12 protein-coding genes and 1 pseudogene are annotated in these 14514 nt (G+C 74.4%); 8 read left to right on the top strand and 5 right to left on the bottom strand.

What is annotated here, in order from left to right; translation table 11 throughout:
* Nucleotides 1–210: 210 nt before the first annotated feature.
* Nucleotides 211–1347 carry an ROK family transcriptional regulator gene (locus ACFYMM_RS36060; protein WP_388394794.1) on the bottom strand — a complete coding sequence of 379 codons (1137 nt, stop codon included), beginning with the start codon at nt 1345–1347 and terminating at the stop codon, nt 211–213.
* Nucleotides 1348–1576: 229 nt separating this feature from the next.
* Between ACFYMM_RS36060 and ACFYMM_RS36055 the strand changes: the two genes are divergently transcribed.
* The 6 genes from ACFYMM_RS36055 (at nt 1577) to ACFYMM_RS36030 (ending at nt 10710) form a co-directional block, all read left to right on the top strand.
* Nucleotides 1577–2476, top strand: a complete 900-nt coding sequence (locus ACFYMM_RS36055) for an N-acetylglucosamine kinase (RefSeq protein ID WP_388394792.1) — start codon at nt 1577–1579, stop codon at nt 2474–2476.
* A 199-nt stretch (nt 2477–2675) separates the two neighbouring features.
* Complete coding sequence (locus ACFYMM_RS36050) at nt 2676–4610, top strand: phosphatase PAP2 family protein (RefSeq protein ID WP_388394789.1); 1935 nt, start codon at nt 2676–2678, stop codon at nt 4608–4610.
* A gap of 93 nt (nt 4611–4703) precedes the next feature.
* Nucleotides 4704–6404 carry a phospholipid carrier-dependent glycosyltransferase gene (locus ACFYMM_RS36045; RefSeq protein WP_388394786.1) on the top strand — a complete coding sequence of 567 codons (1701 nt, stop codon included), beginning with the start codon at nt 4704–4706 and terminating at the stop codon, nt 6402–6404.
* 98 nt (nt 6405–6502) lie between these two features.
* The gene (locus tag ACFYMM_RS36040; protein WP_388394783.1) at nt 6503–7420 is read left to right on the top strand and encodes a MurR/RpiR family transcriptional regulator; all 918 of its coding nucleotides are present in this window, start codon (nt 6503–6505) and stop codon (nt 7418–7420) included.
* A 434-nt stretch (nt 7421–7854) separates the two neighbouring features.
* Nucleotides 7855–8235, top strand: a complete 381-nt coding sequence (locus ACFYMM_RS36035) for a hypothetical protein (protein WP_388394781.1) — start codon at nt 7855–7857, stop codon at nt 8233–8235.
* 96 nt (nt 8236–8331) lie between these two features.
* Nucleotides 8332–10710 carry a SpoIIE family protein phosphatase gene (locus ACFYMM_RS36030; RefSeq protein WP_388394969.1) on the top strand — a complete coding sequence of 793 codons (2379 nt, stop codon included), beginning with the start codon at nt 8332–8334 and terminating at the stop codon, nt 10708–10710.
* 252 nt (nt 10711–10962) lie between these two features.
* On the opposite strand, the gene ACFYMM_RS36025 is transcribed toward ACFYMM_RS36030, so the two are convergent.
* Complete coding sequence (locus ACFYMM_RS36025; RefSeq protein ID WP_388394778.1) at nt 10963–11454, bottom strand: flavin reductase family protein; 492 nt, start codon at nt 11452–11454, stop codon at nt 10963–10965.
* Nucleotides 11455–11563: 109 nt separating this feature from the next.
* Nucleotides 11564–12451: a peptidoglycan-binding protein gene (locus ACFYMM_RS36020; protein ID WP_388394775.1), complete on the bottom strand. Its 888-nt coding sequence runs from the start codon at nt 12449–12451 to the stop codon at nt 11564–11566.
* A gap of 138 nt (nt 12452–12589) precedes the next feature.
* Here ACFYMM_RS36020 and ACFYMM_RS36015 point away from each other — a divergent pair, with 138 nt between their 5' ends.
* Entirely contained in the window at nt 12590–13384 is a 795-nt protein-coding gene (locus tag ACFYMM_RS36015; RefSeq protein WP_388394773.1) for a TetR family transcriptional regulator, read from the top strand.
* Between the two features lie 149 nt (nt 13385–13533).
* Complete coding sequence (locus tag ACFYMM_RS36010; RefSeq protein WP_388394771.1) at nt 13534–13950, top strand: Zn-ribbon domain-containing OB-fold protein; 417 nt, start codon at nt 13534–13536, stop codon at nt 13948–13950.
* A 76-nt stretch (nt 13951–14026) separates the two neighbouring features.
* Here ACFYMM_RS36010 and ACFYMM_RS36005 read toward each other — a convergent pair whose 3' ends face one another.
* Together ACFYMM_RS36005 and ACFYMM_RS36000 are read right to left on the bottom strand one after the other, a co-directional pair.
* Nucleotides 14027–14410, bottom strand: a complete 384-nt coding sequence (locus ACFYMM_RS36005; RefSeq protein ID WP_388394768.1) for a PPOX class F420-dependent oxidoreductase — start codon at nt 14408–14410, stop codon at nt 14027–14029.
* Nucleotides 14411–14431: 21 nt separating this feature from the next.
* Nucleotides 14432–14514: pseudogene (locus tag ACFYMM_RS36000) on the bottom strand (transposase); the annotation flags it as partial.

The raw sequence follows: 14514 nt of genomic DNA, 5'->3' as shown, positions 1-14514 counted from the left end.
GCAGGAGGTTTCGCCTTCCGGGGGCGCGGCCTCGCCCGGCCGCGTCGCTCCTTGAGGGGCGGGATCCCCGGCCATGAGGGCCGTGGTCGCACAAGCACACCCTCGTGCGGCTGCCGTACGTGAGGTACGGGCGGGACGCCGACCCAAGCCGGTGTCCCGACCGACTTAGAAAGCGCTTGTCCGGACATTGGCAGAACGAGTCGGAGGCCGTCAATCCTTCGCATGCGCGGCCTCGGTCACGGTTTGGACTCCTCGGGCGACCGCGAGCCGGGCGGCACCCACGACGGTGCCGAGATCACCGAGCGTGCTGCTGACCACCTCGGTGGGCCAGCTCAGCCGTTCCAGTTCGGCCCGCACACCCGGCAGGAGCTGCGGATACGAGCCGGTGCTGCCGCCCAGCACGATCAGCCCGGGGTCCAGTACGGCGGTGACGGCGGCGGCGAGCCGGCCGACGTCGGCGGCGTGCCGGGCGAGGATCGTACGGGCCGTGACGCGGCCCTCCTGCGCGAGGGCGAAGAGGTGCTCGGTGCTCGTGGGGCACGGGCCGTCGGCGTCCGGCCAGGCCGTCGCGGCCCGCCGCAGCAAGGAGCGGGCCCCGACATGCTCCTCCAGGGCCTCGTGGCGCGGCTCCAGGCCGTCGTCCCAGGGGTAGGGCAGCCGGGCCACCTCACCGGCGGCGCCGTTGGCCCCGCGCAGCACCTGGCCGCCGATGACGACACCGAGACCGATGCCGACGCCGATGCGCAGGTAGCCGAAGGTACGGCGGCCCCGGGCGGCGCCCTCGTGCAGCTCGGCGAGCGCGGCGCAGTTGACGTTGTTCTCGAGGTGGACGGGCACGCCGGGGGGCAGCGCGACGGCGACCGCGTCGAACACCGGCCCGGCCTTGGCGGTCGCGGGGCGCACCCCGGTGCCCTCGCGGGTGACGTCGCCGACGGCCACCACGATGGCGCGCAGCGGGGCGCCGGCGGGCAGCGCGTCGAGGGCCTCGCGCACGGCGTCGGCGGCGTCCGCCCGGGAGGCGGTGGCCTCGGCGAGCGGGGTGCCGTCCAGGGCGCAGCCGCGCACCCGGGTGAGGGCGGGGCCGAGGTCGACGGCGAGCACGGCCCCTGCTGCCGGGCCGAGACGGTAGACGGCGGCGCTGCGGCCCGTGCCGCTGGAGGCGGTGCCGGAGTGGGCGGCGAGCCGGGCGCTCTCCAGTTCGGCGACGGCGGAGGACACCGTCGGTTTGGACAGGCCCGCCAGGCTCGCGAGCTGCGGCCGGGTCGCGCTGCCCGCCTGGGCCAGCACGGCGAACACAGCGCTCGCGCTCTCGGTCAGGCGGGGCGCCGCCGCCACGTCGTGTTCCACGCTTCTCCCACAGGTCGCGGGCCGCTCCCGGGTGGTTCGTGCGCGGGCCGCGGCGATGCCTCTTGACGCACTGTACTTCGTTAGTTAACTTCCTAACGAACTTCACGGTACTCGCCTGCCGTGGTCCGTTCGAGGCCCGTCCCGGGGCTTCCCGACTGCGTAAACCGCCTTGCCCTCAGACACGGTTCGCCCGCCGTCGCAGCATCAGCGCAACGACGAAAGAGGTTCCGTGCAGGACTTCACGCCCCTCTTGGTCGGCATCGACGTGGGCGGCACCAAGACGCACCTCCGCGCCCTCGCGGGGGACGCCACGGTCACCGACCGGATCCGGACGAGCGCCGGCTGGCGGCCGCACGACCCCGCGGCCGCCGCCGACTGGCTCGCCCGCCTGGTCACCGACGCCCTCCCCGCCGGCGCACGCCCCTCGGCCCTGGCCGTGGGCGGCCACGCCTGCGAGACTCCCCGCCAGTGCGCCCTGATCGGCACAGCGCTGCGCCGCCACTTCGACGCCCCGGCACTGATCGTCGGCGACGCCGAACTCCTCGTACCCGCCGCCGGTCTGGACAAGGGCGTGGGCCTGGTCGCCGGCACCGGTTCGGTGGCCGTGGGCCGCGCGGCCGACGGCAGCCCGGTGCAGGTCGGCGGCTGGGGCGCGGTCCTCGGCGACGAGGGCGGCTCGGCCGGGCTGGTCCGGGAGGCGGCGCGGGCCGTGTGGGCCGCCCACGACCGGGGCGAGGCACCCGACGAACTGGCGGCGGGCCTGATCGCCGCCTTCGGCGTGGCCGAGGTTCCGGCCCTGGGCGCGGCGCTGGAAAGCGCCGCCGACGTCTCCGCCGAGTGGGGCAGGCACGCTCCGGTGGTCTTCGACGCCGCCGGGGCCGGTTCGCTCCTCGCCCATGAGGTGATCACCGCAGCGGGCCGCTCCCTGGCCGCGCTCGTGGTCCGGCTGGCCGCCCGGGGAATCTCCGTGGACGACGTGGTGGTCGCGGGCGGCACCGTCCTCGCCCAGCCGCGCCTGTACGACGCCTTCGCCGCCGCCCTCGCCGAGTCCCTGCCCGGGGCCCGGCCGCAGCCGCTGCGGGTGCCGCCGGTGACGGGCGCGGTCGCCCTGGCGCGTTCCCTGCGGTGAGCCGCGCACCCCGCGTTCACCCACGGAACACGCCGAGGCCGCCCGGCTCTCTCCGGTACGACACGCCCTCCCCCTAGATATTCACCAGTTCAACTTCTTTTCCGCGTCTTCCATGGGTTCGCACGGACGGACTCCGCACACCGCGAAGAACCCGGAAGAAGCCAGAAGAACTCAGCCAGAACTCAAGAGAGGCACACGCATGCCGTCACCAGCCGGGCACCGCACCTCGTCGCCGGCCCGTGGAGCCGCCCTGAACCGGCGGGGATTCCTCAAGACCTCGCTGGGCGCCTCGGCGGGCGTGCTCGCCGCCCCGACCCTGGCGGCCTGGCTCGCCGCCACGGACGCGAAGGCCGCGGCCGGGCCCGCCGCGTTCGTCGACGACTACCGGACGAACGTCCCCGGCAACCTCACACCCGAGACCAACGCGGTGGTCCGGGTCCTCGGCGGCTTCGCCGAGGTGTGGAAGACCGGCTCGGCCTGGAACACCGGTGCCCCGCTCCGCCCCGAGGTGCTGCGCGCCAACATGCGCTACTGCGCCCGCGTCACCGGCGCGCGCACGGACGCCCAGGCCAAGGAGGCGTTCGTCTACGACCGCCAGCACCAGAGCTACGCGATGATCGCCGGCCTGGGGCCGCTGGCGGGCCTGTACAGGTCGGGCGCCCTGGCGGTCACCTCGATCACCGGCGCACCCGACGGCACACCGCCCACCAAGATCGACGACGCCGTGCCCGCGGACGCCCCGGCGGGCTCCGCGCTCGGCGCCGGCTCCCACGACTCCGCGCTGGGCAAGGTCGCCGAACTGGTCGACACCGTGCGCGGCCCCTACGCCTCCGGCAACCCGTCCAAGTACGCCTACCAGTACCCGCGTCCCTGGCGGATGAACGAGGACAGCGAGGTCGTCGACACCGGGAGGACCGACGCCTTCGGCTATCCCGTCTACGACTCCGCGGTGGTCGTCGCCCCGCAGCTGCTGCGCCAGCGCGGCACCTCCCCCACCGACGACGGCGGCTTCCCCAGCGGCCACACCAACGCCTTCCACCTGGCCGCGCTGGCCTACGCCTACGCGGTGCCGGAGCGCTTCCAGGAACTGGTCGCCCGTGCCCTGGAGCTGGGCCACACCCGGATCATGGCGGGCATGCACTCCACCGTCGACGTGATCGGCGGACGCGTCATGGCCACCGCCCTGGCCGCCGCCACCCTCGCCGACCCGGCCAACGCCGCCCTGAAGGCCGCCGCCCGCGCCCAGGCCCTCGACTACTTCACCGCGCGGACCGGCACCACCGCCGACACGCTGTACGCCTACGCGCACGCGGCCGGCACCGACACCGACCCCTACGCCGACCGGGACGCCAACGCCCGCGCGGCCACGCCCCGGCTGACGTACGTGCTCACCCGGCACGGTCGCGACGCGCCGCTGACCGTCCCCAAGGGCGCCGAGGTGCTGCTGGAGACCCGGCTGCCCTACCTCGACGCGGCACAGCGGCGCGAGGTGCTGCGCACCACCGCTCTGCCCGCCGGGTACGTGCTGCTCGACGGCTTCGAGCAGTGGGGCCGGCTGAACCTGTTCGCCGCCGCCGACGGGTACGGCGCCTTCGACTCGGACGTCACGGTCACCCTGGACGCGGCCGCCCAGGGCTTCTCGGCGGCCGACAGCTGGCGCAACGACATCCACGGGTGCGGCTCGCTGACCAAGCGGGGCACCGGCACGCTGGCGCTGACCGGCCGCAACCGGTACACCGGCCGGACCGTGCTGGACGCGGGCACGCTGGTGGCGGGCTCGCGGGACGCCCTGGGCCACGGCGACATACGGATCGCGGACGGCACGCTGCGGGTGGCCGAGCGGCTGCGGGTGCGGGGCGTGTACGCCCAGGACGCGGGCACGCTGGAGGTCCCCCTGCGGGCGGGCCGCGAGGCGCCGCTCGTGGTGAGGCACCGGGCGGTCCTCGGCCGGGACGCGGTGCTGTCCCTGCGGCTGGACGCCGAGCACCCGCCGGCGGTGGGCCGCGCGGTGCCGGTCGTCGACGTGCCGGGGCTGCGCGGCCGGTTCTCCCGTATCGAGGTGAACTCCGACGCGCTGCGGGCCGTACCGGTGGATACGGCAGAGGGTCTGTCGGTACGACTCGTGAAGCGGTGACGTGCCCGGTGGCGGGAGCGGTGCGACAGTGGGGCCCATGAGGCGGCTCCCGATCGCTCCCGCCACCGGGGGGCCGACGGCACCGCGGGGCGGATGATGGCGCGCGAACAGCACTCGGTCCTGGACGCCGGGGACACCGGGGACAACGTGGACCTCCGGCGTCCCGCGGCCTCGGAGAGACCCGCGCGGCGCCGCCGGCGCGTCCTGGTGCCGCTCCTGGTGGCGCTGCTGCTCGCCCAGATGGCCGCGGTGATGGTGACGACGGCCGTCCGGCAGACGCCCACCATTGACGAACCGGTGTACGTGGCCACCGCCACCGACTACCTGCGCGAGCACCGGGTGCGCTACAACCCCGAGCATCCGCCCCTGGGCAAGCTCGTGATCATGGCCGGGGTGGCGGTCGCCGACCCCCATTACGACGCCTCCTACCGGGGCGACCAGGGCCAGGTGGGCCGGCATCTGCTGTACGAGTCGGGCAACGACCCCTGGCGGCTGATGTTCTGGGCGCGGCTCCCGGTGATCGTGCTGACGCTGCTCTTCGCTCTGGTGGCCTTCGCGTTCGCCCGTGACCTGACCGGCACGGTGGGCGGCCTCGTGGCGCTCGCGCTGTACACCTTCTCCCCCGACCTGATCGCGCACGGCTCGCTGGCCACGCTCGACGTCCCGGCGGCCGGGTTCGTGCCGACGTCGGCCTGGCTGCTGTGGCGGGCGCGGCACCGGCCCCGGCTGTGTCTGCCCCTGGCCGGGGCGGCCCTCGGAGCGGCCGTGGCGACCAAGATGAGCGCGCTGCCCGCGATCCCGGTGCTGGTGCTGCTGGCGGGGCTGAGCGCGTGGCACGCGAGCGGGTCCGGCCGCACCGACCGTCGGCGGGCGGCGCGGCACGCGGTGGCGGGCGCGGCGGTCGTGGCGGTGGCCTCGGTCGCCGTCGTATGGGCGGCCTATCTGGCGGTCGACCCACGGCTGCGCCTCGCGTACGCCGGTCCGGTGCCCGCCGTGCACGGGCTGCGCGGGTGGCTGACCGGTCTGCTGCCGCTGCCGAGGGCGTACCGGGACGGGATGCTGGTGCAGTTCGGGCTGGAGGCTCAGCCGTGGCAGGGCTTTCTGTTCGGCCACCTGTACTCGGGCTCGCGCTGGTACTACCTGCCGGCCGCCCTGCTGGTGAAGACACCGCTCGGCCTGCTGCTCCTGGGCCTGGCGGGTGCCGTGGCGGTGGTGGCGGCGAGGCGGCTGCGGCCGGCGGCGCCGTACCTGCTGCTGCCGCCCGCCGTGCTGCTGGCGGCGGCGATGACCGGGTCGCGGGACTTCGGGACCCGGTACGCGCTGTTCGTGCCGATGTTCCTCGCGGTCGGCTCGGCCTGCGTGCCGGCGCTGCGCCGACGCTGGGCCAGGCCGCTGGCGGCGGCCCTGGTGCTGTTCGTGGCGGTCAGTTCGCTGCGGACGTTCCCGTACTACCTGCCGTACTCCAACGAGGCCTTCGGCGGGCCGTCCCGGACCCATCTGCGGCTGCACGACTCCAACGTGGACTGGGGCCAGGACCTGGGCCGGCTCGCCGACCGGCTGGACGGGCGGTACCGGGGCGAGCGGATCTGGCTGGTCTACAAGGGCAGCGGGGTGCCCGCGTACTACGGCATCCACGCCCCGGATCCCCGCAAGGCGCCCCTCGGCCGGGTGCACGGTCTGCTGGTCGTCTCGGACTCGTCGGTGGCCAAGGCGCGAGGGAAGCTGGCCGAGTTGATCCGCAGCAGCCGTCCGATCGACGAGGTCGGGCACTCGATCACCGTGTACCGGCGCTGACCGGTGCCTCACGGGCCGTGCGGCGTCGGTGCGACACCGCTGACGACCACGGCCGGTGAGCTATGTTGAGCTTCGTGGGAGACAAAGGAGGCGGACCGGTGCCATCGCCGCAGCAGGCACGCGCCCAGGCATCCGCGATCACCTCGGGAAAGACCGTGCCGGAGGCCGAACCCGCCCCTACCTCCCGGCTCCGCGAACTCTTCGACGGCCCCCGGCTCTCCCCCGGCCAGCGCCGCATCGCCCAGTACCTGATCGAGCACATCACCGAGGCCGCGTTCCTGTCGATCACCGATCTCGCCGAGCGGGTCGGCGTGAGCCAGCCCTCGGTGACCCGGTTCGCCGCCGCGGTCGGCTTCAGCGGTTACCCGGCGCTGCGGGAGCGGCTCCAGGCGATCGCGCTCAGCACCCTGGCCGGCGGCCCCGCCGAGGTGAACCGCAGCAACGAGTTGCAGGCGGCGGTGGACGCCGAGATCCAGAACCTGGAGAACCTCCGGCGCGACTTCGCCGACCCGGACCGGGTGATCGAGCTGGGCCGCGAGCTGTCCCGCTCCGCCCCGCTGACCGTCCTCGGCCTGCGCATCTCCGTGTCGCTGGCCGAGTACTTCGCCTACGCGGCGCGCCGCATCCACCCCGACGTCCGGCTGGTCACCCGGGGCGGCAGCGTCGCCTACGACGCGCTGCTGCAGTCCCGCGAGGCCGGCGGGACGTGGGTGCTGGCGTTCGGGATGCCCCGGCACGCGCAGGAGACGCTCACGGCGATCCGGGTCGCGCGCGGGGCCGGTCTGCGGGTCGCCCTGATCACCGACCTGGCGCTCGGGCCGCTGGCCGACGAGGCCGACCTGACCTTCGCCACCGGGACCGGCTCCCGGCTGGTCTTCGACTCCTACGCGGCGCCCGGGGTGCTGTCCGCCGCGCTGCTCCAGGCGATGACCGACGACGACCCCGAGCGCACCCAGGCCCGCCTGGAGAAGTACGAACAGGTCGCCGACCAGCACCAGTTCTTCCTGAAGGACTGAGCGGGGCCCGGAGCAGGGTCCGAGCGGGGGGACCTTCCGGTCGCCGGACGCCGTACAGCGATCTTCAGCGCATACCTAGCATGAATGTTTTCATACGTCTTGCAAACCGGTCGGCATATATAAATACTGCTCACGGACCGCACCCGGCTCACTCCGGGCACGTTCCGCATCCGTGGGCTCACCACCCGCGCCGCCCCGAGAAAGCCGACGGACCGCCCATGCGCACCCCGCACCACTCGCCGCGCCGGCGTCCGACGCCCGGGGCCCCCGTACGGACCCCCTCCGCCGTCGTGCCCTACCCACGCCGGCGTCCGGGACGTCCGCCGGGGCATCACCTGTGGGATGCCCCCGAGGCGGCCCCGGTCATCCCCTAGACCGGGGCCGCCCCACCCGTCGACCACCCTCACGACGCCGCACACCCGGAAGCGATGATCATGACCCTGACGACCACGACCACGCGCATCAGCTCCGACTGGCCCTGCCAGGTGAAGACCCCGGGCAGCTACGACTGGGAGCGCTCGGCGGTCAAGTGGCTGCGCGAGCTGGTCCCGGCGCGCTACGCCAGCTACCCGGCACTGATCCGGCACCCCGTGCTCCTCGCCCGGCACGCGCAGATCCAGGTCCAGCACGAGATCCGGGTGGCCCGGACCGCCCTGCAGACCGCACGCGCCGAACTGCCCGTCCTCGGCCTGCCCGAATCGGTCATCGAACACACGATCAAGCTGTACGCCGCCGAGGTCCGCCAGCTCCAGCACATCGCGCGCAGTGTCCGCGCCGTCACCGAGGCTCTGGTCGGCCACAGCACCGGCCGCTGACCGGTTCCCGGCCTCGAAGCCGGGCCCGGCAGACGAGTGATCCAACCCCCCGTGGTGTGCGATGCTCGTCGCGTGACGAGCGAGCCCGCCTCCCCCATGGATCCCGGCACCGGCGCCGAGCTTTCGGCGCTGGCCAAGGTCGTGGCGCGACAGCGCGCGGAGATGGACCGGCTGCGGGATCTGGCGGCCACCTCCGCCGTGCTGGAGCGGGCCAAGGGCGCGCTGATGGCGATGACGGGCTGCTCCCCCGACAGCGCGCACGACGAGCTGCTGGAGCGCGCCAGGAACGGCAACCGCACCCTGCTGGAGGAGTGCTGGCTCACCCTGGGCGCGCTGATGCCGCCGCTGAGCCGCACGGGCGCGCAGGGCAGCGGCCTGGTCGGGCCGTCCGGACGGGAACGGCCGGCCCCTGCCGCCTCCTGGGACGCGGCGCCGGCCGGCACCGACGACGTCGTCGAGGTGCTCGGCCGCCTCGGCAGGGCCCTGGTCCGGGTCTGCTCGGCGCGGGAACTGGCCGGCTGTCTGCTGGAGCATCTGGCGCCGGAGGTGGGCGCGGACGCGGTGATGCTCTACGAACTCCTGCCCGAGGGCGGCCTCGGACTGATCGGGCACGCCGGCGTCGACGGCACCCTGGCCGCCCAGTGGAGCCGTGTGCCGCCGCTGAGCGGGGTCGCCGCACTGGACGCCCTCAAGGCCCGTGAGCCGCGCTGGCTCGAGGACCTCGACACGGACCGCAAGCGGTACCTGCAGATCGGGGATCCGGAGCGGTGGCGCTCACGCGCCTGGCTGCCGGTGCCGGCCGGGGAGACCACCCGCGTCGCGCTCGGCGTACTGCGCGGCCCCGGCAGGCCGTTCGAGCCGCGCGAACGCGAACTCCTGCGGGCGGCGGCCCGGTTGTGCGCCGGCCGCCTGCGTGCGTTCGACGCCCCGCCGGAACGCGCCGACCGGGACGCCTCCCGGACGGTGCAGGCGGTGCTGGACGGACTTCCGGGCGCGACGATCCTGCTGACCCCGCTGCGTTCGGACGCCGGTGAGGTGGAGGACTACCGCATCGACGCCGCGACCCCGGACGCGGTCGACGTCTTCGGCCGGACCGGACGCGAGATAGTCGGCAGTCACCTCCTCGAAAGCTATCCCTCGGTCGCCGGCGAACCCCTCTGGGAGGGCTACCTGCGCACGCTCACCACCGGTGAGCCGTTCGAGGGCGACCCGTTCGTCTACCAGGACATCGCCTCCGACACCCCCGGTACCACCACCTTCGCGGTGCGCGCGTCCCGCCTCGGCGACGGCCTGCTGGTGACCTGGCTGCGCTACGAGCCCAGCGACCGGCAGGAACAGCGCCTGGCCGACGTGCAGCGGCTCGGCAACCTGGGCTGGGCCAACTGGAACCTGGTCACCCGGGAGGTCAGCTGGTCGTCGCAGGCGTACACGGTGCTGGGACTGAACCCGGCGGGCCCCCCGGTCGGTATGGAGCGGCTGCCGCAACTCGCCCTGCCCGAGGACAGGAGCCTCCTGGGCCAGGCGGTCTCCGAACTCGTCCGGAACGCCCGTCCGTTCGACGTCCCCTTCCGGATCGGGGCCCCCGAGGGCGTACGGCACCTGAGGATGGTCGCGGAGGCGGTGACCGCGCCGGACGGCACGCCCGTCGAGGTGCACGGCTTCGTCCAGGACCTCACGGCCCGGCGCAGCGCGGAGCTGGCGCTGGTGGAGAGCGAGCGGGCGATGCTGCTGCAACGCGGTGTGCTCCAGGCCGAGCGGGCCGTGGCCGCCCGGCTGCAGCACGCGCTGCTGCCGCTGCCCCGGGGACCCGTGCGGCTGGCCGGGCTGCGCGTCGACGTCGCCTATCTGCCCGCCCAGTCGGAGATCCACGTCGGCGGCGACTGGTTCAGCGCCATCGAACTGCCCGACGAGGCCGCGCTGTTCGTCGTGGGGGACGTGGCGGGGCACGGCATCGGCGCCGTCGCCACCATGGCGCAGCTCCGCTTCACCGCCAAGGGCATGGTCAGCACGGGATCCTCGCTGACCGGCGCCCTCGCCCGGCTGAACGCGCTGCTGCTGCACTCCCGGGACAGCCGGGCCACGGCCACGATGGTCCTGGCCCGCTACGACCCGCAGGAGCACCGGTTCGCCTGGGCCCAGGCCGGCCATCCGCCGCCACTGCTGCTGCGCGATGGCGAGGTGCGCTATCTCGACCGCCCCGGCGGCATGCTGCTGGGGGCGAGCGCGACCCCGGCCTTCGAGGCGGCGGAGTGCCGGCTGGAGCCCGGCGACCGGCTGCTGCTGTACACCGACGGCCTGGTCGAGCGCCCCGGCGAGGGCATCGACGCGGGCTTCGCCCGGCTGGCCGAGGCCGTCCTCGCGCACGGCGCCGAGCCGACCGGTTCCCTGGACGCGCTGCTGGCCGCCATGGTGGCGGACGAGCGGCGGGACGACGTGTGCGTGGTGGACATCAGGGTGCCGCTGGAGGACGAGTAGCCACACGGCCGGGCCGGCGCCGGCCGGTTCAGTCGTCGCGGTGCAGCCAGTACCAGCACAGGCCGACGATCAGGGCCAGCAGAAACACGGCGGGCAGCACCAGGCCCGGGATGCGGGAGCCGTTCATCGGCATGACCTCGGTCGTCGTTCGGTGGTCCGCGGGCCGGCCGCGGGGTGGCTGCCCATGGTGACGCCCTGCCACCGCCCCGCCCCGGGACTTTTCCGAGGCGTTGCCCGGCGTTCGGGCGCGGGTCAGTCCACCGGGTGTCCCGGGCTGATCCCGAGGGCGTCGGCCAGCCGCAGCAGCGGCCCGCCCGAGTCCCCGGCGCCCTCGCCGTACTGCACCGGGTCGAGGACGAAGCCGACGTGGTCGCCCCCGTCGGTGCGGTGCAGGATGGTGCCGACGAACCAGGCCGAGGCGTCGGTAAGGACGGCGGCGCCGCCGTGGGCCTCGGTCCACTCCAGCCGCGCGAACTTGTCGACCCGGTCGCCGCTCTCCCCGCCGAACAGCCGCGCCAGATCGCCCTGGTCGCGGGTGAGCAGGTGGACGGCGAGGCAGTCCGCGGCCCGGGCCACCCGGTAGGTGTGGTTCACCTTGGACAGCCACACCGCGAACCTCGGCGGCCGGAGGGAGCACTGTGAGGCGAAGCCGACCAGACAGCCCGCCCGTTCACCGGCCGCCGCCGCGGTCACCACGCACATGTCGGGATCGAGCCGGTCGAAGAAGTCGTCCACGCCCGCCATGGCGCTCCGCTCCCTTCCGTCCCTTCCGCCGGCCGTGTGCCGCGCGCCCGGGGCCAGCTCACCACATCACGCTCGCCCTCGCCCCCTCGGGTTCCCCGCGGGCCGGAGGTCAGCCATGGCCCTGGCCGGTACGGGACTCCAGGGCGCGGCGGGTGTCGTCGCCGTAGACGCCGTTCTCGTCGCCCCGGATGCCGTACCAGAGCTGGAAGCGGGCCACGGCCGCGGTGAGGGTGGCGTCGTAGGTGCCGTCGGTGGAGCCGTTCCGGTAGACGTCCGGGATGCGCAGCAGACGTTGCTGCAGTTCGGTGACGTCGGGGCCGCTGTCGCCCTGGCGGAGGGTGCCGGCGCCGTCGGGGTCGGCGGCTCCGGTGGGGCCGGTGGTGGCCGGGGCGGTCGTGGCGGACGGGGCTGACGGGGCCGTGGCGGACGGGGCCGGCCGCACGCTCGCGGCGGCGTCCTGGCGGCCGGGCAGCAGCAGGGCGCAGCCGAATCCGACGAGCGCGGCGGCGCCGACGGCCACGGCCACGGCGGCCCGACGCAGCCCGGGACCGAAACCGAGGGAACGGGGGCGGGGGCCGGGACGTGGGTCGGAGTGGGGGTGGGGGTATGCGCCGGGGGAACGGGTGCGCGCGCCGGGGCGCGGGGCGGCGGAACGCGGGCGCGGGGTGGGGTGGGGGGTCGGGGAGCGCCGGCCGGGGCCACGAGCGGCGGGGCGTGGGCCGGTGGGGGCGCTGCGCGGAAACGGCGCTGAGGCGTCGGCGGCCACCGGCGGGAGTTCTTCGGTCCTGTCCTCGGCTTCGCCGTCCGCCTGGTCCCCGGTCGCACCGTCCGTCCCGCCGGGCGGCCGTGCCGTGCCGGCGGCTGCTTGGCGTTCCGCGTCCTGCCGCATCTCCTCCATCAGTTCCGCGAGGGCGTCGAAGCGGCGGGGCCGCAGGACGCGGATGGGTTCGAGGACCGGTCCGCGCTGCGGCCGCTCCGGGTCGGGCGGTATCGACACGCTGCTCTCCTTCCGCGATCCCCGGGAAGAGATACGGGCGCACCGGCCCGCCGGTTCAGAAGGAACTCAGTTCCCCATCGGGGACCCCCCGGCTGCACTGAGTGCCAGGTGATCGGATCAGGTGCTACGTTCCCGTCCATGAGCTCCAGCAGCGCGGCGCCGGCCGCGAAGCCGCCGATGCGGGACGCCCTGGTCGCGGCGGCCTTCCGGCTCTTCCTGGAACGCGGTTACGAGCAGACCACGGTGGACGACATCGTGGCGCTGGCCGGGGTGGGGCGGCGCTCGTTCTTCCGCTACTTCCCCTCCAAGGAGGACGTGGTCTTCCCGGACCACGAGCGCTGCCTGGCCGACATGACCGCTTTCCTCGCGGCCGGCGGCACGGAGCACGAGCCGGTGCGCCGGGTGTGCGACGCGGCCCGGCTGGTGCTCGGGATGTACGCCGAGAACCCCGCCTTCTCGGTGCAGCGCTACCGGCTCACCAAGAGGGTTCCGGGGCTGCGCGCCTACGAACTGTCGGTGGTGTGGCGCTACGAGCGGGCGCTCGCCGAGTACCTGCGCGGGCGTTTCGCCGGGCGGCCCGACGGCTCCCTGAGGGCGGACGTGATCGCGGCCGCCGTGGTCGCGGCGCACAACAACGCCCTGCGCTCCTGGCTGCGCTCGGACGGCCAGGGTGACGCGGGCGCCGCGGTGGACCACGCGCTGGGCTGCGTACAGTCCGCCTTCGGCCGGCCCGGGCAGGCCCGGTCCGAGCCGGCCCGGCCGGAACCGGGTCCCGCACAACCGGCCCCGTCGCAACCGGCCCTGCCACAACCGGCCTTGTCACAACCGGCCTTGTCCCGGCAGGCCGAGGACGTCGTCGTCCTCGTCTCCCGGCGGGACGCCCCGCTGTGGCGGGTGGTGCAGGAGATCGAGTCGGTGCTCGGTCGCGACTGACGACAGATTCGGGGTACGCAGTGCCTTTACGAGTGGCACTGAGTGCCATACTCTGTCGGCGTGCACGGTGGCACGGTGAACCGGGCACGTGTGTGTCCGGCCCGCGCCGGACACGCGGGATTCCGGCCCAGCGCAGGGAGTTGACCAGCGTGTACCACCACTCAGCAAGCACGATGCATCCGGCGGCCGGTTCCGCGGCGGGTGTCCTCGACCCCACGCCCGCGGACTCCAGGGACGCCATCCATTTCCAGCGCTGCACCTGGTGCGGCACCGCGACGTACCACCGGCTGCTGTGTCCGGTGTGCCAGGGCAGCGAGTTGCGGACGGAACGCAGCCAGGGCACCGGAACGGTCCGCCACTCCACGATCGTGCACCGCAACACGCCCGCCGCGCGCAACGTGTCGCTGATCGAGATGACCGAGGGATTCGTCGTACGCGGACGGGTCATGGGTCCGCCCATAGGCATCCACAGCGGGGACCGGGTCCGGCTGTCCACGGCCCAGGACCCGGTACGCGGCGAGCCGGTCTTCCAGCTGGTCGACGAGCCGTTCCGGGCCTGGACCTGACCCCTCGCCACCTCGTCGGCCCCGAGGAAGCCACGACCTCCCCGGGGCGCGCGCTGCCCGGCCCGGCGGGGTCACCTCACGAGCCGAGGGTCACCCGGATGCCGACCGTCCCGTCCAGGCCCCGGCGCAGCCGGCTGCCGAGGAGGGTGAGCCGGCCGACGAGGCCGTACTTGCGGGCGACGAGGGCGCGGTAACGCGCGGTGGTGGCCGCGTCGGCGATCTCGGCGGTGGCCGGGCGCTGGTCACCGGTCGGATTCCCGCGCAGGTCGCAGGGCCCGACCAGGACGTCGGCGCGGCGCCGGATCCGCTTGACCTTCCAGGAGTCGGCGGCCGTCCAGACGCCGAGCGTCGCACCGTCGCGCACCACCCACACCGGCGTCGCGACCGGCGTGCCGTTCTTGCGGAAGCTGGTCACCAGCAGGTACTTGCCGGCCCCGAGCCGGTCCAGCGTCTCGTCCATGCCGTCCAGTCTAGTGCCGCATCAGGCAACGTTCGCCCTGTTCACGACCTCACGGAGGCGTTCGTCGGCGGCATGCTTGTTCCGCCAGATGATGTAGCGGCGGA

It is taken from the genome of Streptomyces sp. NPDC006739, from assembly GCF_042869815.1.
Classification (GTDB): domain Bacteria; phylum Actinomycetota; class Actinomycetes; order Streptomycetales; family Streptomycetaceae; genus Streptomyces.
The sequence above is the reverse complement of the archived record's forward strand: the minus strand, read 5'-3'. Positions and strand labels throughout refer to the sequence as shown.